This window comes from Pseudoduganella lutea (assembly GCF_004209755.1).
In the GTDB taxonomy this organism is placed as follows: Bacteria; Pseudomonadota; Gammaproteobacteria; order Burkholderiales; family Burkholderiaceae_D; genus Rugamonas; species Rugamonas lutea.
Map to the genome: position 1 here is coordinate 5,149,845 of NZ_CP035913.1, position 23,534 is coordinate 5,173,378.

Consider the following 23,534-nt stretch of genomic DNA (forward strand, 5'->3'; position numbering starts at 1 on the left):
TTCCGGCGACCAGCAGGCAATCAGCAGGCAATGAGCATCACCGGCGCGGCGTCCACGTACGCGGTGCCGGTTTTTTTTCGCCTGTGCCATTGCGCCAGCAGCCGCGTGGCGGCCAGCAGGTCGGCGGTGCGGCCGCCTTCGTCGAAGCGGGAGACGGCGCGTTCCAGTAGCGCCCGCGCGCTGTCCGGTGCGCCACGGCCATACCACAGCTGCGCAAGGCTCGTGGCGGCGCGCAGTTCCCAGCCCAGCGCGCCCTGGTTGCGGGCCAGCAGCAACGCGGCCCGGAACAGCCGTTCGGCCGTATCGCGCGCGGCGGGCCCGCCACTGGCCAGCAGGCGCTCTCCCTGTACGCGGCGCAGCTCGGCGGCGCACCAGCGCGCGTCGCCATGGTCGGCGCGCAGCAGCAGGCCTGCATCCAGGTAGCAGGGGTTCAGGGTCGCCAGGGTTTCGCGATGCGGCCCGGCAGCCGGGGCTTTCGCCAGCCAGCCGCCCGGCGCATCCTCGACGACGCCGTGCCGGTACTGGCGCGCCAGCGATTCCCAGTGGGGGAAGCGGCGCGCGGCATCTTCGAGCTCGGCCAGCGCGGCCAGCGCGGCCGGCCGGTCGCCGCACCACCACGCGACCGGGAACATGGCGAACGCGAGCACCTGGCACAGCGGCGCGTCGGCACCGACCGCGCGGGCACGCAGCACGCCGTTGCGGGCCAGGCGCAGCGCGTCGTCCGGGTGGCCGAGCAGCCAGCGGGTACGGGCCAGCACGGCGCTCGCGGCAACGTTTTCATCGGTATGCAGCGCAGTGCGGCGTTGCGTGCACACGGCCGGCACCGTGGCGTTCTGCACGTTGCGCGCCAGCGGTGCGGCCAGCGCCTGCTCGCCGGACAGGTGCAGCGCCAACGCCGCGAAACGGTCGTGCACCAGTTGCGCGGGCCGCGACCCGGCGGCGCGGATGCCTTCCTGGAAGCGCTGCGCAAGCGCCACCGCCGCGGGGTAGTCGCCGGCCAGCACGTGTTCCAGCGCAAGGCCGGAAAACGCGTCGGCCATCCGCTCGGTGTCGCGCGCGGCCTCGGCGAGCGCGAAGCCGCGGGCATAGGCGGCGCGGCCGGCGCCGGCCCCTTCCAGGTACACGCGGACGGTGCCCAACGCAATATGCAAGGACTGCGACGGTATCCCCTGCAGCGCCGCGCCGGTGTCGCGGCGGATGGCGATTTCGAGCCAGTGGCGCAAAGCCGGCAGCTCGGCCGCCGCCCACCACATCGGGACCGAGGCGGCCAGCAGCGCCTTCGCAACCGTGGCGTCGCCATCGGGACCGAAGCCCCAGGCCAGCGCGGCGCGCACGTCGGACAGGTCGCACAGCTTGCCTGTATTGCCGTCCGGGCCGGCCGCCAGCGCCGTGCAGTCGGCGACGAAACGGCGCCATGCCGGATCGCCCGGCGGCAGCTGCGCCAGCGCGAACGTGCGCACGCTGTCGTACAGCAGGCATTGCGGCGGGCCCTCCGCCGGCCGCGTGGCCAGCAGCGATTTCGCGGCCAGCGTGGCAAGTGCCTCTTCGACGTCGCTGGCGGTGATCGCTTCGCCGGCGGCCACGCGCACGGCGCGGCCCAGCGTGAACGGGCCGGCAAACAGGGCCACGCGGCACAGAACTGCGTGTTCCACCGGCGCCAGCGTATCGATGCTCCATTCCAGCGCCGCGCGCAGCGAGCGGTGGCGTGCCGGCGCGGTGCGGCGTCCGCCCTTCAGCAGCTGCAGCCGCTCGTCGATGCGGGCCAGCAAGTCGCGGGGGTGGAACAGGTCGAGGCGGGCGGCGGCCAGTTCGATGGCCAGCGGCACGCCGTCCAGCCGGCGGCACAGTTCCGCCAGCGCCGGCGCATCGGTATCGGCCAGCGTGTAGCCGCCGTGGAGGGCGGCGGCGCGCGCGGCGAACAGTGCCACCGCTGGAAAGGACAGCGCCGCGGCCGCGGTGATCGCGCCCGGTGGCGGGCAGTCGAGCGGTTCCACGCGCTGCACCCGTTCGCCGGCGGCGCGCAGCGCCTCGCGGCAGGTCGCCACGATGCGCAGGCCAGGCACGTCACGCAGCAAGCGCTCCGCCAGCGCGGCTGCCGGTGTGACGACGCGGTCGCAATTGTCCAGCACCAGCAGCACCGGCCGTTCGCGCACGTGGGCCAGCAGCGGCGAACCGGGGTCGGTGCCTGGTGGCAGGGCCATCGCCGCGGCCAGCGCCGCGGCCGGATCGGTCGTATCGGCCAGGTCGACGCGCCAGGTGCGAAAGCCCGCCTCCAGCCGCCGCGCGAGCGCTTGCGCCAGCCTGCTCTTGCCCACACCGCCGGGCCCCGTCAGCGTCAGCAGGCAATGTTCCTGCGCCAGCGCCGCCAGCGCCTGCGCCAGCGGCGCGCCATCGCTCCCGGTGCCGGCTGGCGCAACGTCGGCGGGAACATGCCATTGCACGGCGGCGAGCAGCGCATAGCCGTGGCCGGCCACGTTGCCGATATAGCGGCGCTCCGGCGTTTCGCGCAGCACCTTGCGCAGTGCCGCCACGTGCACGCGCAGGTTGGCCTCCTCCACGACCGTGTCCGGCCAGGCGCGCGCGATCAGTTCGCGCTTCGACACAGGCGCGCCGGCCCGTTCGGCCAGCGTGGCCAGGATGTCGAACGCGCGCGCGCCCAGCTTTAAGGGCCTGCCATCCTCGAGCAGCACGCGCTGCGCCGGATGGAGGCGAAAGGGCCCGAACGACGCATGCGCAACGAACGACCCGGGGGCTGGGAGTGTCATGGCCACCTCGTTGAAAAAACGGCAGGGTGCCGTCAGGCCCGGAGCATAAGTGACAATCTTTACAACGAGCTGACATCCGCCCAGAAACATTTCCCAAATTCGGGGACAGGAAGGAGTACTGCCATGCATGGCAGTACCGCTGCGCCGGCGAGAAGCGATGCGCCTGGAAGGTGGGGACTGTCCCCCGTATGGGGACTGTCCCCCGTATGGGGACAGTCCCGGGGTGGGGGACAGTCCCCGGTGTGGGGTGTTGCGGATTTGCGACGGTTTGCTGGGCTAGGTGTCGGCGAAGTCTTCCACTTCGTACTGGTCGAGGAAGCGATCGGGACCGGTGCCGGCGTCGAAGTGCAGCGTGGCGCAGGCGCGGGCGTCGACCAGCACGCGCCGCACGTGGGCGCCCAGCGACTGGCGGCGTGTGCTCTTTTGCCACATCGGGTAGCGGCCCGAGAGCCGGTAGCCGTCCAGGTAGCGGATCTCGAATTCGCATTCGTTGCAGTCGCGCGCGGCGGCCCAGGCCTTGAGAAGCTTGTCGGCGGCAATGAACGAACCGAGTACCGCGATGCTGTGCTCGGCCTTGCGGATACGGATCTGCGCCACGCCCACCTTTTCGGCGCGCGGCGCATGCAGCGAATGGGCGGCGTCAGGCGGCATACGGTGTGTCGGCATGATGGAAGACCGGACGACGGAAGCGGGCGATCGCATCGAGCGCGGCGGCGTGCGTGGGGCGCAGCGCGCTGCCGAAGCGGTTGACGTGGATGTGCCGCGCGGCCAGTTCCAGCACCGGCAGCACCTGGTCCGACAATGCCGCGTCGCCCGGTGCCATGTGCAGGCTGGCGCATGCCAGCGGGCCGAGCGCCCAGGCCAGCGCCAGCAGTTCGTCGGCACCGGCGCAGCGCACCAGCAGCCCGCCCGGGCGCGCACCGGCCAGCCGGGGCTGCGCGATCAGGGCTGCGGCGGACAGTTCGGTGAAGGGTGCCGCCCGACCATCGCGGGCGTCCCCCAAAGCCTGGACGCTACCATCCTCCAGTGCTCCGGCGCCATCCTCCAGTGCCCGGGCTTCGCCACGGGACGGTGCCGCAAGGGCGGCAGGCCGCGCCGTGCAGGCGGCATCGCCACGGGCCAGCATGTCGATGATGGCTTCGCGCAGGTCGATGAAGCCATCGCCGTCGATCGCCACGACGACCGGGCACGCGCCAGGCTGCGCCAGTAATTGTTCGCCGAGGAACTCGGCGCGGCCGTTCAGCGCGCACGGCAGCACGAAGGCCGCTTCGGTGCCATCCAGTTCGGCCAGCGCGGGCAGCAGCCGGGGCACGGGGCGCGCCCCGGCGCGGCAGATCACGCCGCGCACGGCGCGCTGGGCCAGCAGCGTTTCATCGTCGGCCACCAGTGCGAACAGCGTGTCGGGCAGCCGGGCCGCGGCGGCGGCGCCCGCGATCAGCCCCGCCAGCTCGGTACAGCTGGGTGCCGGCACCGCGCGCGCCAGCACGGGGCAGCCGGCCGCCAGCGCGGCCATCGCATAGATGCCGGCCAGCCCGTAGGCGCTGCCGTGCGCGCCCACGGCGGCAACCGGTCCGAGCGGCACCGTGCGCTGGCCTGCGCCGGCCGCGGTGCTGCGCAGCGCGGCAGCCAGCGAGCGCACCCAGGCGCGCATCGTGTCGTGCTGGCGCAGCGCGACGGCAGCGTCGACGCCCGCATCGGACGCGGCCTGCCGGGGCAGCCGGTGCCGCACGCCGTCCAGGCCTGCGCCGACACCGTCGAGCAGCCGGGCACGCTGCTCGGCACCGGCCAGCGCGAACGGCAATGCCGCGGCGGCGGCCTGCTGGCACGTGTGCATCATCGGTATCCCCCATTCAGGTAGTAAAAGCGTAACGATGGCGATTGATTAACGCCGCAAGACCGTTACGTTAGAATCTGCCGTGCCGGAAATCAATCCGGCTTTCGAGGTATGTGAACATGGACCGACTGCAGTGGCGGCCCCCGATCGACGAGGTGGCATTCGGCGCATTCCGCCTGGTGCCGCACGAGCGTGCCCTGTACCGGCACGGTGTGCCGGTGCGCCTGGCTGGCCGCGCGTTCGACCTGCTCGTCGCCCTCGTGGCGCGGGCGGGCACGGTGGTCGGCAAGGAAGAACTGATCGCCTGCGTCTGGCCCCGCAGCGTCGTCGAGGAAGGCAACCTGCGCGTGCACATCGCCACGCTGCGCAAGGTGCTCGGCAACGACCAGCCCTATGTGGAAAACGTGGTGGGCCGCGGCTACAGCTTCGTCGCGCCGGTGCGCCGCCTGGCCGTCGAGGCGATCGCGCCCCCGCTCGTGCAGCAGGTCGTGCAGCCGCCGCGGCTGGTGGGCCGTGCCCAGGTCGTGGACCAGCTGGTGGCGGAGCTGGCCGCCACCCGGTTGCTGACGATCGCCGGCCCGGGCGGGATGGGCAAGACGTCGGTGGCCCAGGCCCTGGCTGCGCGCGTCGCACCGCTGTTCGGCGGGCGCGTGATCAGCGTCGACCTGGCGCCCCTGGCCGATCCGGCACTGCTGCCGGGCGCCGTCGCGCAGGCGTTCGGCCTGGCCGCGCCGCTGTCGGCCGCGCAGTTGACGAAGCAACTGAGTGAGTACCTAAGCGGGCAACCAAGCGGGCAACCAAGCGGGCAACCAAGCGAGCAACTGAGGGAGCAACCAGGCGCGCAGTTGGGCGACTCCCCGTCGCCCGCCCTGGCCGATGCCTTGCCGCCCGCTTCGCCAGGCCGCCGCGCGCTGCTCGTGCTCGATGGCTGCGAACACCTGATCGATGCCGCCGCCGCGCTGGCTGGCGCACTCTTGCGCCATACCACGCAACTGCGCATTGTCGCCACCAGCCGGGAACCGCTGCGCAGCGGCGGCGAGCGGGTGTTCCGGCTGCCGCCGCTGGCCGTACCCACGCCGCCGCCTTCGCACGCGCCCGTGCCCGATCTCGCGGAACTGCGCGCGTTTCCGTCGGTGCAGCTGTTCGTCGAGCGGGCCAGTGCCGATGGCGGGTTTGTACTCGATGCCGGCAACGCGGCGGCGGTCGCGGAGATCTGCCGCCGGCTGGATGGAATTCCGCTGGCCCTCGAACTGGCGGCCGGGCGGGCCGCGTTCTTTGGCGTGCATGAACTGGCGCGGCGGCTGTCCGACTGCTTTGCCGTGCTCACGCGGGGGCGCCGCACGGCCCTGCCACGCCACCAGACATTGCGCGCCACGCTCGACTGGAGCCATGCGCTGCTGGCGCCCGCCGAGCAGGCCGTGCTGCGACGGCTCGCCGTGTTTCGTGGCGCCTTCACGGCAGACGGCGCGACGGCGGTGGCGGGCGGAAGCGGCATCGACGCGCAAGCCGTGCCCGGCCACCTCGCGCAACTCGTGGCGAAGTCGATGGTCTCGTGCGACGACGCCCGGTACCGCCTGCTCGACACGACCCGCGCCTATGCGCTGGAACAGTTGCGTGGCGCCAGCGAGGAATCGGCGGCGTCGCACGGCCACCTGCGCTACTGGTGCCGGCTGCTGGCCCGCGCCGCGACCGATACGGGCGTGCTGGAGATGATGCTGCACGACCTGCGCCTGGACGACGTGCGCGCCGCGCTCGACTGGGCGTTCGGGCCGGGCGGCGCGCCGCTGCTGGGCGCGGAACTCGCGGCGGCCTCCGCACCGCTGTGGTATCGCCATTCGATGATGGACGATTACCGCGCCAGGCTGGAGCCGGCGCTGGCGTGCGCCGCCGCGGCCGGCGCGGCAGGCATGCCGCTGGCGGCCGCGTTGCACCTGGCGCTCGGCCACACGCTGCTGCATGTGAGCGCGGTGGCGGCACCGCGTGCCGAAGCCTTCGGTCGCGCGCTGGCGCTGGCCGAACGGCTGGGGGACCATGCCACGGCCGTGCGGGCGCTGTGGGGCTGCTATGCCGACGCGCTGCTGCAGGGCGACTACGGCCGTGCGCTCGGCCTGGCATACCGCTTCGGCCCGCTGGCGCGCGCCGCCGGCATCGATGCCGACGGCCACGTGGGACGGCGGCTGCTGGCCAGGGCGCGCCACTACCTCGGCGACCAGCACGCGGCCCGTGCCCATGCGGATGCCGCCGTCCATCCGGCGCGGCGCGCTCGCGGGGCTGCCGGTTTCCAGTTCGACCAGCGGGTATCGTCGCTGGCGATCCACGGCCGCGTGCTGTGGCTGCAGGGCTTGCCCGAGCAGGCGGTGCTGGCGGCGCGCGAGGGCGTCGACGAAGCGCTGCGCCTCGATCATTCGGTGTCGCTGTGCTTCGCGCTGGTACTGGCGGTGCCGGTGGCATTGTGGAGCGGCGACATGGCGATGGCACGGCACTGCAGCGCCATGATGGCCGAACGGGCGGGGCGCGACCGCCTGGTGCACTGGTCGTTCTGGGCGCAGGCGTTCCAGGCGGCGCTGCACCGCCACGCCGGTGCGCAGGCCGGCGGGCCGCCCGGCACGCACGCGTGGCCGGCCGCCGCCTTCGACGCCTTGACCCTGGTGCGGCACCCATCGTGCACCGGCCTGCACCTGGACATGCTGCCCACGCTGCACGCAGGCTTGATGACGCCCGCCTCGCTGGCCCGCGCCGTCGACGGCCGCGCGGGCTGGGCCGCGCCGGAACTGTTGCGCTGCTGGGGGGAACAGCTGGTGCGCGTGGGTGCCGTCGCGCAGGCCGAACGCGTGGTGCGCCAGGCACTGGAACTGGCCCATGGCCAGGGTGCGCTGGCCTGGGAACTGCGTGCCGGCACCACCCTGGCCGGGCTGCTGGCGCGTTGCGGCCGCGGGCGCGATGGCGCGGCCGTGCTGGCGCCGCTGCTGGCGCGCTACCGCGAAGGCCGGTCCACGCGCGACGTGCTCAGCGCGCTTTCCTGCCTGGAGCGCTGCTCAGCCTGAGCAGGTACACGTCGTTCTCGCGCAGCGGCAGCGCCACGGTCACCTTGCCGTCGCCACCCACCTGCACCGTGCGCCGCTCGGACGGCTCGCCGGTGGCCTGCGCCTTCAGTTCGGCGACCTGTTTTTTCGTCAGCTGCGCGGGCGAGCCCATGCCGATGTAGGCCGTGTAGGCATCGTTCTTCCGGTAGCCCGCCTGCGAGATCGCCAGCGTGTACGCGCCCGGCTTCACGCCGCGCAGCGTGACCCGCACGTCGCCCTTGGCCTTGGCCGGCAAGTCCTTGATGAAGTACTGCTGGTTGTTGATGTTGTCGGGCAGCGTGTGCGTGTAATCCCACAGCAGCACGCCCACGTCGCCACTGGTGTCGACGGTGGCGATCGATTGCGCATCGGTATTGCGCAATTCCTTGTTGCCGAGTCCGTTCAAGAACTGGTAGGCGAAATAGGCGGGCTTCTTGATGCCCTGCGTGTTCATCAGCCCGAAGCCGCCGTGGAATGCCTCGAAGCGGGGGCCCGCTTCCTCGAAGATGTCGGTGAATACCCAGTACGACATGGATTGCGCCGTGTCGCCCGTCTGCTTGAGCTTTTGCAGGATGTAGGCGGCCTGGTGGTAGCTGTCATGCGTGGGGTCGGACGGGGTGTACGAGGAACTCCACTCCGTGTAGTGCAGCGGCAGCGCAGGCAGCGTGGAGGCGGCGATTTCACGGCGGTTCTTCAGGACGTCGTTGCTGATCGCGCCCTTGTCCTTGCCGAGCACCGTGCCCTTGGTGCCGAATTCATCGAGGAAGCCCTCGCTCACGCCATAGGTATGGGTGCTGACGAAGTCGAGCGGCACCTGGTTCCTGGTGGCATGCGCGATCATTTCCGGAATCCATGCGGCACCCGCGGTGGCGGGCCCGCCCACGCGATAGGCGGGGCTGACGCTCTTGATCGCCCGCGCCGCGTGGTCATACAGGCGGAAATATTCCTCCTGCGTGCCGGCCCAGAAACCATCGAGGTTCGGTTCATTCCAGACTTCGAAATACCAGGTGGCCACTTCGGCCTGGCCATAACGTTCCGTCCAGTGCGCCGTCAATTTCCTGACGAGCTCTCCCCATTTTGCATAATCACGCGGCGGCGTGACATTGCCGCGCCACCAGAAAATGGTTTTCTCGCCGCTGGCCATTGCCGATGGCATGAAGCCCAGTTCGACGAACGGTTTTACGCCAATACTCAGCAGATAATCGTACAGCGCATCGATATACTGGAAATTATAATGTTCCCTGCCTTGTGCATCGACTTTATAGACGCCCATGTCATCCGACAGCAGGCCGTGCATGCGAATATATCGAAAACCGGCATCGCGCCTGATTTCAGCCAGTTGCCGTTGCCAGTCGGCGCGCAATCCTTCATTGGCGCGGCCGGCGCCGATCACTTCGTTGAATGTCTTATTCAGATTGCCGGCCACCTGGCCGACATGCACGTCGATATTGCGTTGCTGCCCCGACGCTTGCGACATGCACAGCAGGGCGGCCAGCAGGGCGCCGGCAATGGTCTTGATTTGCATCTGTTTGTCTCGCTCCGGAATGGATGGATGGCGCGGGGCCCACGGCCTGCGCACTGCCGCGCAGCATACGTGCGCCGGCGGGGCACTGTTAGCACGGGCGGCGCAAACCGTGGCGGAATGCGGATAGTTGAAGAAAAACTGCCGCCAGTGTCAGTCCGCGCACGCGGTCCGGAAAGCCTTGGGCGTGCAGCCGTACTCTTCCTTGAACAGCTTGTTGAAGTACGACACGTTGGCATAGCCGACGGCGTAGGCGATTTCCGCCACGGCTAGTGCATCGTTTTCCGACAGCAGCCGGGCCGCTTCGGTGAGCCGCAACTTGTTCAGGTAGGCACTGAACGTCAACCCCAGTTCGGCTTTCAGGATTTCATTGAGCTTGTTGCGGTTGACGCCGGTTGCGGCCACCGCCTTGTCGACATCCATCGTGGCATCGGCATAGTGCGTGGCGATATAGCGCAATACCGTCGCCTTTTCCCTGTCGCGATGCGGTTCCAGTGAAAGCTGCTGATAGGCGACAAATGGCAGATCCTTTTGCAGTTTATCGCGCACGTCGGCCATCAACGCGGCCGCGTGCTGCCGGAAAAACCAGATGGCAAAGCCGCACCAGGCAGGAAGCAATATCGCAAAGAGTGCGTAGAGATAACGGAAATCGCGGCCATGGAGGACCAGTTCATCGATATCGACCGTGGAGGCGATATTGACCGGGCTCTGGAAAGTCGTGCCAATGGCGATTTTCGGCACCCGGTCGAGTTTATAGGCCTGGCGGGAGAGGTCGAGCTTGAACATGTCGAACCACCATTGTGGCGTTTCCAGCCGCGACAGGTCGAATTCCACGCGCGCGCGCTGCCCGTTGCAGGCAAAAAACGCCGACGGGGTCCGGTAGCTCAGCAAGTTGCCTGGCGTGGAGACCTTGTCGTCGAACGTGGGAAAGCTCAGCATCAGCGTATTGGCCGGCGCGCAGCGCGCCGCGAACGATACCGCGTTGTAGCGCGACAGGTCGACGTGGGCGGGCTTGCCGTCGCGGTCTTCGAACAGCAGGTTGGCCGAAGCGAACGGATGGGCCGTGGCCGGCACCAGGCGAAAACCGAAGCGCAGCCGCTGGCGCTGTTCATGAATGGCGACCGTGGAAACAGGCAATGCCGCTTTCTCGTTGTCCGTGCTGGTCCCCGCATGCCACGGCAGCGCACTGTCGCGCGCGGGCAACAGCGGTGTGTGCAGGTAGCTCCGCTCGACGCAGAGGTAAGCCAGCAGCAGGCTGGCGGCCAGCAGGCAGGCGAGGACAGCCAGTGTTTTCCGGTAGAAGGCACCCATGATGTGAGCGCAATCATAGAGGCGGGCACGTGGCGGCGCAAGGCGTGGCGACGTGCCCGCCGATCGACCCGCGTTTGAACCGACAGTCGTTTCACAATAGTCAATAGCTTGTTGCGTATATGAATCAGTGGCGAATATAGATGTTTCCGTATGGAATATTTCTGTAGCTTGCAGCCTGCAAATCGCTACACTTGAATGACGCAATTAACGATTGGAAATTAGTGATGCACTTCATTAAAAGATTGTCAATCCAGAAGAAGCTCATGCTGAGCATGGGTTTGTGCCTGCTGGTCTTCATGGTGATTTCTTCCGTGCTGAGCGTGACCATGAACGGCAACCGGGCGCGCGAGCGTGCCGTGGCACAGGAGCTGCCGGCGCAGGTCGGCGAAATCCGCAACGACATCCTGCGCCAGATCGGTCAGGCGCTGGCAGTGGCGCAAACGCTGGCCAACGATACTTATGTGCATGCCTGGGAAGACGCCGGCCTGCCGGAAGCAGGGGCTGCCGCATGGACGACCTATGCGAGCCACCTGAAGGCGAAGAACAAGGCCGCCACGGTATTCTGGGTTTCAAAGGACACAGGCAAGTATTTCACCGATGGCGGCTATGGGCGCACGCTGTCGCCCAATGCGGCAAGCGACGGGTGGTTCTACGGTTTCCTGTCCAGTAACGTGCCGTATCGCCTGGACATCGACAAGGATGCCGGTTCCAGCGACTACATGCTGTTCATTAACAATCGCGTGCAGACGGCGGGCGGCAAGCTGGCCGTGGCCGGTATCGGGCTGGCCGTCAACGACCTGGCCACCACGATCCGTAACTACCGGCTGGGCGAGACGGGTACCGTGTCGCTCGTGCGGCCGAATGGCACGCTGCTGATCGACCGCGATCCGCAACTGGCCGACGGCAAGCACGCGCTGCAGGACCAGCCGGGCTTCGATGCCGGCGTGGTCAAGGCGCTGCTCGGCGAACAGTCGTTCGCGCATGCGGCCATCGACGGCCCGGAAGGCCGCCTGTTCGTGGCCTCGTCGTATATCAAGGAACTGAACCTGTACGTGCTGGCCCGGGTGCCCGAGCGCGAAGTGCTGGGCGACATCGCGCGCTCGGCCACGATCTCGGCGCTGATCGCCGGCCTGGTGGGCGGCATCATCGGCTTGGCCGGCATCTGGTTCATCAGCCGCGCCATCGCTGCCCCCGTGATGCGGGCCGCCAGGATGCTGGGCGAGATCGCCGACGGTAACGGCGACCTGAGCCGCCGCATGCGCGTGGAATCCGAGGACGAGGTCGGCAAGCTGGCCGATGCGTTCAACCGCTTCATCTCGTCGCTGAACGGCACGATCCTGCAGGTGCGCAGCAGCGCCGAGCAGATTTCCTCCGCCACCGGCGAGATCGCCACCGGCAACCTCGACCTGTCGAACCGCACCGAGGCGCAGGCATCGAACCTGGAGGAAACCGCCGCGGCAATGGAAGAACTGACGGCGACCGTGCGCCAGAACGCCGACAACGCCGCCCAGGCCAATACGCTGGTGGCCTCCACCGCCGATGCGGCGCGCAAGGGCGGCACCGTGGTGTCGCAGGTGGTCGACATGATGGGCGCGATCACCGACAGCTCGCGCCGGATTTCCGACATCATCGGCGTCATCGACGGCATCGCGTTCCAGACCAATATCCTGGCGCTCAATGCCGCTGTCGAAGCGGCGCGCGCGGGCGAACAGGGGCGCGGCTTCGCCGTCGTCGCTTCCGAAGTGCGCAACCTGGCGCAGCGTTCGGCCACGGCCGCGAAGGAAATCAAGGACCTGATCCTGGCTTCCGTCGACCAGGTCAGTGCCGGCAGCAGGCTGGCCGACGGCGCCGGGCAGGCGATGGGCGAGATCGTGCATTCGGTGCAGCAGGTGGCCGACCTGGTGGCGCAGATTGCCAATGCCAGCGATGAACAGAGCAAAGGCATCGGCCAGGTCAACGGCGCGATCACCGAGATGGACGATGTGACGCAGCAAAATGCGGCGCTGGTGGAAGAAGCGGCAGCCGCCGCCGAATCGCTGCGCATGCAGGCCGCCGCGCTGGAACAGGTGGTGGGCACGTTCAAGCTCGACGCGTCGGCCGCTGCCGCTGCCGCTGCTGGTACTGGTCTCGCGGTGGCGCCGCGCGCCGCGCTCAGGGTTCGCTGAAGAACGCCGTCGGCGTCGTGCCGAAGGTTTTCCGGAACATCTGCGAAAACGCCGACTGGCTGGCATAGCCCAGCTCTTCGGCGACCCGCGCCAGCGGCATGCCGCCGGCGATCATCGGCGCGGCGTGGGCCAGGCGCACCTGCTGGCGCCACTGGCCGAAGCTCATGCCGAGCTCCTTTTCGAACAGCCGCGCCAGCGTACGTTCCGATGCGCCGACCTGGCCGGCCCACCCGGCCAGCGTGAGCGGCGCGCCGGGCGTGTCGACCAGGCGGGCGCACAGGGTTTGCAGCCGCTTGTCCCGTGGCAGCGGCACGCGGATCGGCCGCGTTTCACAGCGCGCCAGTTCATCGAGCATCAATTCCGACAGCATGGTGGCGCGCGGCGACGGCGCCAGCGGCGGCAGCTGTTCCAGTGCCAGGATCAGTTCGCGCAGCAAGGTGGACACTTCCAGCACCCGGCACGCCTCGGCCGGGAACGGCGCCCGTTCGGCGAGGATGCGCACCGGCCGCAGCCGGGTAGCCTGCAAGACCGTGACCGCATGTTCGACACCCGGCGCGATCCACACCGCGCGCGATGGCGGCACGATCCACGTGCTGTCGGCGGTCGCCACGCGCAACACCCCATCGATCGAATGCGTCAATTGGCCCCACCCGTGCGTGTGCGGCAGCATCGCGTCGCGGCGGTCCAGGTCGCGGGCGATCAGCGTGATGGGCCGTTCGGGCGTGGGCTCGAAACCGTCCGGATAGGGCATCGTATGCCGGACGACTGGAACCGGTGCGGGAATCGACATGGCAGGATCTCGACAAAAGTTGACATCTTAGTTCAAAACAGACGCCATCGTTTTTCTTACACTGCCGTTTTAAGCAGGAGATGCAATGAAGAACGATGACACCTTCCGGCAGGATGCCCGCGTGATCGGCCTGGTCGGCCTGGCCCACGGCACGTCCCATTTCTACCACCTGATCCTTGCCGCGCTGTTCCCCTGGCTGAAGCCGGCATTCGACCTGAGTTATGCGGAGCTGGGCCTGTTGTTGACGGTATTTTTCGTTGTCTCCGGCGTGGGGCAGGCGTGTGCCGGCTTTGTTGTCGACCGGGTAGGGGCACGGCGCGTGCTCTTCTTCGGTGTCGGCATGCTGGGCGTGTCGGCGCTGGTGCTGTCGGTGGCGGGCAGCTACCTGGCCTTGATGGCCGGCGCGCTGCTGGCCGGCATCGGCAACAGCATCTTCCACCCGGCCGACTACACGCTGCTGAACCAGCGCGTGTCGCGCGAGCGGCTGGCACACGGCTTTTCGGTGCACGGTATCAGCGGCAATCTCGGCTGGGCGGCGTCGCCGCTGTTCATGACGACCGTCGCGGCGCTGGCCAGCTGGCGCACCGCGCTGGCGCTGGCCGCGCTGCTGCCGTTCGCCGTGCTGCTCGTGCTGGTGCTGAACCGCGATGCGCTGCGCCCGAACCCGCCACAGCATGCCGGCGCGCAGGAAGGCGGGGAGGGCACGCTGGCCTTCCTGCGGCTGCCTTCCGTGTGGATGTGCTTTGCCTTCTTCTTCCTGACGGCGGTGGCGCTGGGCGGTATCCAGGCGTTCGCGGCGATCGGGCTGGAGCAGCTGTATGGCATCTCGCGCGAACTGGCCACGGGGTCCTACACGGCCTACATGCTGGCGTCTGCCGCGGGCATGGTGGCGGGCGGCTTTGTCGGCGCCGGTTCCGGCAACCATGACCGCACCATCGCGATTGCGTTCGCGATCGCCGCCGGGCTGGCGCTGGTGCTGGGCATGGCCGTGGTGCCGGGCTGGCTGGCGCTGCCGCTGATGGCGCTGATCGGCTTCTGTTCCGGCGTGGCCGGGCCGTCGCGCGACCTGATGATCCGCGCCGCCGCGCCAAAGAACGCCACGGGGCGGGTGTACGGCGTGGTGTATTCCGGGCTCGATACCGGCCTGTCGGTGGGGCCGCTGATGTTCGGCGCCGTGATGGACGCGGGCCATCCGGGCTGGCTGTTCGCCGGCATCGCCTTGTTCCAGGCGCTGGCGATCGGCACGGCGGTCGGGGTGGGCGGCAGTACCCGCGCCATGGGATTGAAAAGCGCCTGACTGCTAGAATCGGAGCACGTCAACCATCCGGGGAATCCGATGAGCCGCAGTGCCGCTTTTTCCACTGATTTCGTCACCGATTTTGCCACCGCCGACCTGTGCGACGACAACGCCATCCTGCTCGAGGATGGCCGCCTGGCCGTGCTGCCGCCCGTGTTCCGGCACTTCGGCACGCGCCTTCGGTTCGCCGGGCGGATCGTCACCGTGAAGGTGTTCGAGGATAACGCGCTGGTGCGCGCCTTGCTGGAAACGCCGGGCGACGGACAGGTGCTTGTCGTCGATGGCGGCAGCAGCCTGCGACGGGCATTGCTCGGCGGCCAGCTGGCTCTGCTGGCGCAGGACAATGGCTGGGCCGGCGTCGTCGTCGATGGCTGCGTGCGCGACACCGTGGAAATCGACAGCTGCGACATCGGCATCCGCGCGCTGGCGGCCCACCCGCAGCGCAGTGCCAAGAAGGGCGCCGGCGAGCGCAATGTGCGGGTGCAGGTCGCCGGCGTGCCCGTCAATCCGGGCGACTGGCTGTATGCGGATGCGGATGGCATCCTGGTTGCCCAGCAGCGGCTGGCCTGAGGGCCTTGACGGGAACGCGATGGCCGGCGTCGGCATGTTGGCATCGTGGTTGCCGGTGCAGCGGGCGCTTCCAGCATGTGTTCGGTCGATATCGCCCGTTTTTGGTGGCGTTCCCGTTCTCTGGGATAATGGCGGTTCGAATCATCCCATTGAGAACCATGTTCAGTTACCGTCACGCCTTCCATGCCGGCAATCATGCCGACGTCCTGAAGCATTTTGTCCAGATCCAGCTGCTGCAATACCTGAACCAGAAGGACGTGGCCTACACTTATATCGACACGCACGCCGGCGCCGGCCTGTATACGCTCGATAGCGCGCAGGCCACGAAAACGGGCGAATTCGAAACGGGCATCGGGCCGCTGTGGGACCGCACCGACCTGCCGGCGCCGCTGGCCGACTATGTCAACCTGGTCAAGGCCATGAACCCGAGCGGCAAGATGCGCTTCTACCCCGGGTCGCCCTACGTGGCCGAGCAGGTGGCGCGCGAGATGGACCGCCTGCGCCTGTTCGAACTGCACCCGGCCGACGTGCGGATCCTGAACGACAATTTCATCAAGCTGGAGCAGCACAAGGCGGCGCAGGGCGTGCGCAGCACGGTGCGCGGCAAGCGGGTCATCGTCAACAAGGCCGACGGCTTCCTTGGCGTGAAGGCGCTGCTGCCGCCGCCGTCGCGCCGCGCGCTGGTGCTGTGCGATCCGCCGTACGAGGACAAGCAGGATTACCGCAAGGTCGTCGACATGCTGGGCGACGCGCTGAAGCGCTTCCCGGCCGGCACCTATGCAATCTGGTACCCGGTGCTGCAGCGGATCGAGGCGCGCAACTTCGCCGAGAAGCTCAAGCACCTGCCGGCGCAAAGCTGGCTGAACGTGACGCTGTCGATCTCGGGGCCGACGCCGGATGGCATCGCGCTGCACACGAGCGGCATGTTCGTGCTGAACCCGCCGTATACGCTCGTGGCGACCCTGAAGAGCGTGATGCCTTACCTGGTGCAGGTGCTGGGCCGCGACAAGGGCGCCGCGTTCACGCTCGACAGTGGCGAAGGCGCGCCCCCTCGCGTCCAGGACAAAAGGAATGTCACGCGGCGGTCATAAACTGATTGCCATTTCGCTAATGAGCGGTTATGGTAGCGGCATCGTTTTCAAGCAGGTCCCTCCATGACACTGGCAGTTAGCCCGGATATTCCGATGCCCTACGCCAACCAATTTTTCCTGGCGCGGCAACCCATCCTCAATCGTTCCCAGCGGCTCGTTGCCTACGAGCTGTTGTACCGTAACGCCGAATGCGACGGTGCGCACTTTACAGACGGCGCTGCGGCCACCGCTTCCGTGATTGCCCATGCTTCCGAGCTGGGCATGCAGAAGGTGGTCGGTGAGCAACTGGCCTATGTCAACGTGGACACGGCCGGCCTGATGAGCGATTTCATCCACTTCCTGCCGAACGACAAGGTGATCCTGGAGGTGCTGGAATCGGTCGAGGCGACGCCGGACGTGGTTGCGCGCGTCGTCGAACTGAAGCTGGCCGGTTACAAGTTTGCCCTGGACGATGTGGTGGCCACCTCGGACAGCGTGGCCAAGCTGCAGCCCTTGATGGACGTGATCAAGATCGATATCCAGGGCATGGGTCGCGACACGCTGGCCGCGTTGACCCGCTCGCTGAAAAACCCGAGCCAGAAACTGCTGGCGGAAAAGGTCGAGACGCAGGAGGAGTTCCGCCACTGCATGGACCTGGGTTTTGAATATTTCCAGGGATATTATTTTGCCCGGCCGGTCATTTTGTCGGGCAAGAAGATAGCGCCATCACAGATGGCCATCATGCATCTGCTGGACTTGCTGGCGTCGGACGCGGACCAGCGCGACATCGAACGGGGCATCAAGCTCGACCCGGTGATCACGCTGAACCTGCTGCGCCTCGTCAACACGCCGGCCGTCGGCGCCCGCTTCCGCATCAATTCCGTGGGCCATGCCCTGATCGTGCTGGGCCGCCAACAACTGCAGCGCTGGCTGCAGATCCTGCTGTATGTCAAAGGCCAGCAGTATGATTCGCCCCTGCTGCAATTGGCCACCACGCGCGGCAAGACGATGGAAAACGTGCTGGAGCACCTGCGCCCCGGCCAGCGCATCGGCGCCGATATCGGCTTCACAGTCGGCATCATGTCACTGATGGATACGCTGTTCTCGGTGGCGATGCCGGAAATCCTCGACAGCGTGAACGTGCTGGACGACGTGCGTGCCGCGCTGCTGCATCGCACCGGCGACTATGGCGACGTGCTGAAACTGATCGAGCTGGTCGAGGACGCCCGGGAAGGTCCGGAGCTGACGAGCCTGCTGCACCGCATCGGCCTGGCGCCATCGACGCTGTACGCCAGCCAGCTGGCCGCGTACGACTGGATCAACAACTATACGAGCGGCGTGACCGTCACGCCCGTCCGCTGATTCCGCCTAGACCGCCAGGAACAGGAATACCGTCGGCTTCTTGTGGAAATCCGGCGCCCGGCCGCTGGCCAGCGCGCTTTTCCATTGCCCCGCCGTGTGCGTGCGAATTGTTTCCGATGGCAGGCTGATATCGGTTGCCACGCAGACGAGCGTGCCGGGCTGGCAAGCCGCCACCAGCGCCTCGAGCAGCGCCCCGTTGCGGTAGGGCGTCTCGATGAACAGCTGCGTCTGCTTTTCCGCGCGCGAGCGCATCTCCAGCTCCTTCAGGCGTTTGGCGCGTGCCGCGGCGTCCGTGGGCAGGTAGCCGTTGAACGCGAAGCTCTGGCCGCTCAGCCCGCTTGCCATCACGGCCAGCAGCAGCGAGGATGGTCCGACCAGCGGCCGCACGGGAATGTTTTCCTGGTGGGCCAGGCGCACCAGGTCCGCCCCCGGATCGGCCACGGCCGGCACGCCCGCTTCGGACAGCAGGCCCACGTCGTGCCCCGCCCGGAGGGGCGCCAGCAGCCCCGCCAGCGCCTCGGCCTTCGTGTTGACATTCAGCTCGGTAATGGCGATTTCCTGCAGCGGCCGCGCGAGCGGGTGCACGGCGTTCACCAGCTTCAGGAAGGCCCGCGCCGTCTTGGCGTTTTCGGCAACGAAGTGCGCCAACTGCGCCGTCAAGGCCTGCACGTGCTCGGGTATGACATGGTTCAGCGCCGTGGTGTCGCCCAGCGTGTTGGGAATGAGGTAAAGGGTGCCGGGCATGGTCAGGCCTTGAAAAATGGGACGCCGGCCGCGCGCAGCATGCCGGTCAACGCGATCAGCGGCAGGCCGGTCAGCGCGGTGGGGTCGGACGAGTCGATGCGTTCCAGGATCGCGATGCCGAGGCCTTCATTCTTCGCGCTGCCGGCGCAATCGTAGGGCTGCTCGATGCGCAGGTAGGCATCGAGTTCGGCGTCCGGCAAGTCGCGGAACTTGACGACCGTCTGGATGTCTTCCAACTGGCAAGTGCCGGTGCGGCCATCCCACAGGCACAGCGCCGTATGGAAGACCACTTCGCGCCCGCGCATCGTTTGCAGCTGGGCGAGGGCGGCCGCATGGGTGCCGGGCTTGCCGATCTGCAGATCGTCCAGCGTGGCCACCTGGTCGGAACCGATCACGAGGCTGCCGGAGTGGCGCGCGGCGACGGCGCGGGCCTTTTCACGGGCCAGGCGCAATGCGGTGGCCGATGGCGACTCGCCGGCCAGCGGGGTTTCATCGATGGCCGGCACGTCGACCGTGAAGGGCAGCCGCAGGCGGCCCAGAAGCTCGCGGCGGTAGGCCGAGCTCGAAGCGAGGATTAGTGAAGAAAAGTTGTGATTCATGGAAAGATTTTATTGTGGCGAGGCGCCACGAATTGTTATATGCTTCGTGCGCGTTGGATTTATGCCGCACTGCGCTGGCAACGAGCTCTCGAATACCCCTGGAAGTGCGGGATACGCGCGCAAGTCTTTGACCAGGCGCTGAAAACCCTGCTATTATCTCAGGTTTTCGAGGGAAGTTTTAGCCGATGAGCGCTGCGATGAACGTCCAACTGATCGACGCCTTTGAATTCTGTCGGACGGGCGGTACCCGTGAAGGCGTGACGCCGGTGGCCAGCATGGAGCGCCTCGTGCGCGATTGCGCCTCTCCCGATGGCGAGCTGGCCTGGAAGGCCGAAGGTGGAACAAGCAAGCAGGGGTTCCCGCAACTGCGCCTGGCCGTGCACGGCACCGTGCAACTGACCTGCCAGCGCTGCCTGGCCCCGTTTGCCTACGAGATCGATTCCTCGACCGTGCTGATGCTGGGCGAGGATGATGCCAAGGCCGATGAAATCGAAACGGTCATCGATGACGAGACGATCGACGTGATCGTCGGTACGCGCTCGATGAACCTGATGGACCTGATTGAAGACGAGGCCCTGCTGGCCTTGCCGCAAGCGCCGAAGCACGACACCTGCCCCGATACGGCGGTGCTCGATGCGGTGCGCAGCGAAAAGAAATCGCCATTCGACGCGCTCAAAGCGTTGAAAAAATAAAGTCAATTTTGCAGTAAAAAATATGCCAATCGGCTGCGAGTGGCATTGAGTAGTAATGCAGCATGGTAGCGCGACAGGTATTTTCAATGCCGCAATGCCGCTGGGATACTCGATTTGCATGTATTTGCCAGTCGATTGTGTTAAAATTTTAGAACTTATGTATTAGGAGTCATCATGGCTGTTCAACAGAACAAGAAGTCCCCGTCGAAGCGCGGCATGCACCGTTCGCACGATTTCCTGACCGCCCCGAACCTGGCAGTCGAGCCGACCACCGGCGAAACCCACCTGCGTCACCACATCAGCCCGAACGGCTTCTATCGTGGTCGCAAGGTGCTGAAGACCAAAAACGACGAGTAATCGGCGTTTTGGTTTCGGCCAAAGACCAAAAGCGGTGCACGCGAAAGTTTTATCGTGGCGCCGCTTTTTCTTTTCGCCGTCCCCGAGCACCTTCCAGCATGCGATGGCTGTATTCGCGCTTGCTGTTCCCCGGCCTGCCGGGAATTGATGTGTCTTGAAACCGCAGGCTCCGGCGCTGTCGCCGGGATTGCATCTTGCCCGCAATGACAATAAAAATTTCTATCGACTGCATGGGCGGTGACCACGGCCCGTCGGTCACGATTCCTGCTGCAATTTCCTTCCTGAACCGCGTATCCGATGCCGAATTGATCCTGGTGGGCCTCGAGGACGTGCTCCGCGCCGAACTCAAAAAGCACCGCGCCGGCGACCATTCCCGCATCACCATCCTGCATGCCTCCGAACAGGTGCTGATGGACGATCCTCTCGAGGTCGCCCTGCGCCGCAAGAAGGATTCGTCGATGCGCGTGGCCATCGAGCAGGTCAAGGATGGCAAGGCCCAGGCCTGCGTTTCGGCCGGCAATACCGGCGCGCTGATGGCCGTGTCCCGCTATGTACTGAAAACCATGGCCGGCGTCGATCGCCCGGCCATCTGCGGCATCATGCCGAACCAGAAGGATGGCCCCACCTATGTGATGGACCTGGGCGCCAACGTCGACTGCGAACCGCACCACCTGCACCAGTTCGCGATCATGGGCTCCGTGCTCGTGCACGCGATGGAAGGCATCGCCCGGCCCACGATCGGCCTGCTCAACGTGGGCACCGAGGACATCAAGGGCAATGAAGTGGTGAAGGCCACCTCCGCCTTGCTGCAGGCCGACCACGAACGCGGCAAGCTCAATTTCTTCGGCAACGTGGAAGGCAACGACATCTTCAAGGGCACGACGGACGTCGTCGTGTGCGATGGCTTCGTCGGCAACGTGGCCTTGAAGGCCGTCGAAGGCGTGGCGGGCTTCTTCAAGATGGTGCTGACCACCGAATTCAAGCGCACGCCCCTCACCATGCTGGGCGCCGCGATCGCCAACAGCGCGCTGAAGCGGATCCGGCGACGCCTGAACCCTGCGCGCTATAACGGCGCCAGCCTGCTGGGCCTGCGCGGCCTGGTGTTCAAGAGCCACGGCAGCGCCGAAGCGGAAGCCTACGAATGGGCCATCCGCCGGGCCTACGATGCTGCAAAGAACGATGTGCAGCAGCAGCTGGCGGATCTGATCGCCGAACTGATGCCGCGCGAAAACACAACGATTGGATGAGACGGCATGACCCTGTACAGCAAAATCATCGGCACGGGCAGTTACCTGCCCGAGCAACGCGTCACGAATCAGGAGCTGGCCGAGCAGCTGGCGGCCAAGGGAATCGAAACGTCCGACGAGTGGATCACCTCCCGTAGCGGTATCGCGGCGCGCCATTATGCGGCGCCGGAACAGGTTTCTTCCGACCTCGCGGTGCATGCGGCACAGCGGGCGCTGGAAATGGCGCAGTTGCAGCCGGACGATATCGACCTGATCATCGTCGCCAGCTCCACGCCGGACTTCTTCGGCAGCTTCCCCAGCACCGCCTGCATCGTGCAGCGCAAGCTGGGCATGACCAATACCAGCGCGGCCGTGGACGTGCAGGCGGTCTGCAGCGGCTTCGTCTACGCGCTGGCGTCGGCGGACAGCTTCATCAAGTCGGGCATGCACAAGAACGTGCTGGTGATCGGCTCGGAAGTGTTTTCGCGCATCCTGAACTTCGAGGACCGCACCACGTGCGTGCTGTTCGGCGATGGTGCCGGTGCCGTCGTGCTGAGCGCGTCGGAAGAACCTGGCGTGCTGGCGTGCAAGCTGCATGCGGATGGCCGCCACTCGGACATCCTGTCCGTGCCCGGCAACGTGGCCGGCGGCGCGGTGGCGGGCAGCGCCTTCCTGTACATGGATGGCCAGGCCGTGTTCAAGCTGGCTGTCACGGTGCTGGAAAAGGTCGCCCATGAGGCGCTGAACGCGGCTGGCATGACGAGCAGCCAGATCGACTGGCTGATCCCGCACCAGGCCAATATCCGCATCATGAATGGCACGGCGAAGAAGCTGGGCATGTCGCCGGAAAAAATGGTCGTGACCGTCGACCAGCACGGCAACACGTCGGCTGCGTCGATCCCGCTGGCACTCGATACCGCCGTGCGCGATGGCCGCGTGAAAAAGGGCGACGTCGTGCTGATGGAAGGCGTCGGCGGCGGCTTCACGTGGGGGGCCGTCCTGGCGAGGATGTGACCAAAAAAAGCTTTGCCTGCTTGCCAGGACTTGGCGAGGATGTGACCCAAAAAGCTTTGCCTGCCCGCCAGCACGTGGCGCGATGCAGGCTTCGGCTTGCGCTGTAGGTGGAATGCAAACGGCGGTGTACAATGCGCGCCGTTTTAGAATTGTTGCTCTAAACGTGGATGCTCCTGCGCGTCCACCTTTCATAACGAGAACACACCATGACCCAATTCGCATTTGTATTCCCCGGCCAGGGTTCCCAGGCCGTGGCCATGATGGCCGGTTTCGCCGGCAATCCGGTCGTCGAGCAGACGATCGCCGAAGCGTCGGACGCGCTGCAGTTCGACCTCGGCAAGCTGATCGCCGAAGGCCCGAAGGAAGAACTCGACCTCACCACCAACACGCAACCGGTCATGCTGACGGCCGCCGTCGCCGTCTACCGCGCGTGGATCGCCGCGGGCGGTCCGGTGCCGTCCATCGTCGCAGGCCACAGCCTGGGCGAGTACTCGGCGCTGGTCGCGGCCGGCGTGATTCCCTTCAAGGATGCGGTGCCGCTCGTGCGCTTCCGCGCCCAGGCCATGCAGGAAGCGGTGCCGGTGGGGCAGGGCACGATGGCCGTGGTGCTGGGCCTGTCGGACGAGGACGTGCGCGCCGCCTGCGCCGAGGCCGTGGCCGCCGATCCAACCCAGGTGGTGGAAGCGGTCAACTACAACGCGCCCGCCCAGGTCGTGATCGCAGGCCACTCGGCTGGCGTGGACAAGGCATGCGAAATCGCCAAGGCCAGGGGCGCCAAGCGCGCCATGCGCCTGCCGGTGTCGGCGCCATTCCATTCGTCGCTGCTCAAGCCGGCATCGGACCGCTTGCGCGACTACATGGAAAGCATCCATTTCCATGCGCCCCAGATCGATTTGATCAATAACGTCGATGTTGCTGTTTTACATGATCCGGCCAGCATCAAGGATGCGCTCGTGCGCCAGGCCGCCAGCCCCGTGCGCTGGGTGGAAACGATGCAGAAGGTGGCGGCGGGTGGCATCACCCAGGTCGTCGAATGCGGCCCGGGCAAGGTGCTGATGGGGCTGACCAAGCGCATCGATCCGAACCTCGTGGGCGACGCGATCACCGACCAGGCTTCGCTGGAACGCCTGCTGGCAACGTTGAAATAACATCGA

Annotated in this window: 19 protein-coding genes; 11 read left to right on the top strand and 8 right to left on the bottom strand. The window is 66.9% G+C overall.

Annotated features, from left to right (window positions below):
- Positions 1–20 precede the first annotated feature (20 nt).
- From EWM63_RS22025 to EWM63_RS22035, 3 genes are all read right to left on the bottom strand, one after another.
- Complete coding sequence (locus EWM63_RS22025) at positions 21–2,765, bottom strand: ATP-binding protein (protein WP_165390887.1); 2,745 nt, start codon at positions 2,763–2,765, stop codon at positions 21–23.
- A gap of 276 nt (positions 2,766–3,041) precedes the next feature.
- The gene (locus EWM63_RS22030; protein ID WP_130188447.1) at positions 3,042–3,416 is read right to left on the bottom strand and encodes a hypothetical protein; all 375 of its coding nucleotides are present in this window, start codon (positions 3,414–3,416) and stop codon (positions 3,042–3,044) included.
- Positions 3,406–4,602 (bottom strand): aldehyde dehydrogenase family protein, encoded by a 1,197-nt coding sequence (locus tag EWM63_RS22035; RefSeq protein WP_130188448.1) that lies wholly within the window; start codon positions 4,600–4,602, stop codon positions 3,406–3,408. Before EWM63_RS22035 ends, EWM63_RS22030 begins: the two co-directional genes overlap by 11 nt.
- A gap of 116 nt (positions 4,603–4,718) precedes the next feature.
- Here EWM63_RS22035 and EWM63_RS22040 point away from each other — a divergent pair, with 116 nt between their 5' ends.
- Positions 4,719–7,643 (top strand): winged helix-turn-helix domain-containing protein, encoded by a 2,925-nt coding sequence (locus EWM63_RS22040; RefSeq protein ID WP_130188449.1) that lies wholly within the window; start codon positions 4,719–4,721, stop codon positions 7,641–7,643.
- Here the strand turns inward: EWM63_RS22040 and EWM63_RS22045 are convergent.
- Positions 7,606–9,186 (bottom strand): GH39 family glycosyl hydrolase, encoded by a 1,581-nt coding sequence (locus EWM63_RS22045; RefSeq protein WP_130188450.1) that lies wholly within the window; start codon positions 9,184–9,186, stop codon positions 7,606–7,608. The two genes, EWM63_RS22040 and EWM63_RS22045, sit on opposite strands and share 38 nt — an antisense overlap.
- Positions 9,187–9,336: 150 nt before the next feature.
- Positions 9,337–10,494, bottom strand: coding sequence for a helix-turn-helix domain-containing protein (locus tag EWM63_RS22050; protein ID WP_130188451.1), 1,158 nt, complete (start codon positions 10,492–10,494; stop codon positions 9,337–9,339).
- A gap of 263 nt (positions 10,495–10,757) precedes the next feature.
- On the opposite strand from EWM63_RS22050, the gene EWM63_RS22055 reads away from it, so the two are divergent.
- Positions 10,758–12,659, top strand: coding sequence for a methyl-accepting chemotaxis protein (locus EWM63_RS22055; RefSeq protein WP_229487426.1), 1,902 nt, complete (start codon positions 10,758–10,760; stop codon positions 12,657–12,659).
- On the opposite strand, the gene EWM63_RS22060 is transcribed toward EWM63_RS22055, so the two are convergent.
- Entirely contained in the window at positions 12,646–13,449 is an 804-nt protein-coding gene (locus tag EWM63_RS22060) for a helix-turn-helix transcriptional regulator (protein WP_130188453.1), read from the bottom strand. The genes EWM63_RS22055 and EWM63_RS22060 overlap by 14 nt on opposite strands.
- An 85-nt stretch (positions 13,450–13,534) precedes the next feature.
- Here EWM63_RS22060 and EWM63_RS22065 point away from each other — a divergent pair, with 85 nt between their 5' ends.
- The 4 genes from EWM63_RS22065 to EWM63_RS22080 all read left to right on the top strand — a co-directional run bounded on the left by EWM63_RS22065 (position 13,535) and on the right by EWM63_RS22080 (position 17,748).
- A complete protein-coding gene (locus tag EWM63_RS22065; protein WP_130188454.1) occupies positions 13,535–14,746 on the top strand; it encodes an MFS transporter in 1,212 nt (403 codons plus the stop codon).
- A 39-nt stretch (positions 14,747–14,785) separates the two neighbouring features.
- Entirely contained in the window at positions 14,786–15,316 is a 531-nt protein-coding gene (gene rraA, locus EWM63_RS22070; RefSeq protein WP_130188455.1) for a ribonuclease E activity regulator RraA, read from the top strand.
- A 158-nt stretch (positions 15,317–15,474) separates the two neighbouring features.
- Positions 15,475–16,407: a 23S rRNA (adenine(2030)-N(6))-methyltransferase RlmJ gene (locus EWM63_RS22075; protein WP_130188456.1), complete on the top strand. Its 933-nt coding sequence runs from the start codon at positions 15,475–15,477 to the stop codon at positions 16,405–16,407.
- Positions 16,408–16,500: 93 nt separating this feature from the next.
- Positions 16,501–17,748, top strand: a complete 1,248-nt coding sequence (locus EWM63_RS22080) for an EAL and HDOD domain-containing protein (protein ID WP_229487428.1) — start codon at positions 16,501–16,503, stop codon at positions 17,746–17,748.
- A 6-nt stretch (positions 17,749–17,754) separates the two neighbouring features.
- Here EWM63_RS22080 and EWM63_RS22085 read toward each other — a convergent pair whose 3' ends face one another.
- Positions 17,755–18,492, bottom strand: coding sequence for an SAM-dependent methyltransferase (locus tag EWM63_RS22085; RefSeq protein ID WP_130188458.1), 738 nt, complete (start codon positions 18,490–18,492; stop codon positions 17,755–17,757).
- Positions 18,493–18,494: 2 nt separating this feature from the next.
- Positions 18,495–19,091, bottom strand: a complete 597-nt coding sequence (locus EWM63_RS22090; RefSeq protein ID WP_130188459.1) for a Maf-like protein — start codon at positions 19,089–19,091, stop codon at positions 18,495–18,497.
- A gap of 197 nt (positions 19,092–19,288) precedes the next feature.
- On the opposite strand from EWM63_RS22090, the gene EWM63_RS22095 reads away from it, so the two are divergent.
- The 5 genes from EWM63_RS22095 (at position 19,289) to fabD (ending at position 23,528) form a co-directional block, all read left to right on the top strand.
- Positions 19,289–19,783, top strand: a complete 495-nt coding sequence (locus tag EWM63_RS22095; protein ID WP_130188460.1) for a YceD family protein — start codon at positions 19,289–19,291, stop codon at positions 19,781–19,783.
- A gap of 174 nt (positions 19,784–19,957) precedes the next feature.
- A complete protein-coding gene (gene rpmF, locus EWM63_RS22100; protein WP_005666806.1) occupies positions 19,958–20,140 on the top strand; it encodes a 50S ribosomal protein L32 in 183 nt (60 codons plus the stop codon).
- Positions 20,141–20,343: 203 nt separating this feature from the next.
- A complete protein-coding gene (gene plsX, locus EWM63_RS22105) occupies positions 20,344–21,387 on the top strand; it encodes a phosphate acyltransferase PlsX (protein ID WP_130188461.1) in 1,044 nt (347 codons plus the stop codon).
- A gap of 6 nt (positions 21,388–21,393) precedes the next feature.
- Positions 21,394–22,380, top strand: coding sequence for a beta-ketoacyl-ACP synthase III (locus EWM63_RS22110; protein WP_130188462.1), 987 nt, complete (start codon positions 21,394–21,396; stop codon positions 22,378–22,380).
- A gap of 206 nt (positions 22,381–22,586) precedes the next feature.
- The gene (gene fabD, locus EWM63_RS22115) at positions 22,587–23,528 is read left to right on the top strand and encodes an ACP S-malonyltransferase (RefSeq protein WP_130188463.1); all 942 of its coding nucleotides are present in this window, start codon (positions 22,587–22,589) and stop codon (positions 23,526–23,528) included.
- Positions 23,529–23,534 lie beyond the last annotated feature (6 nt).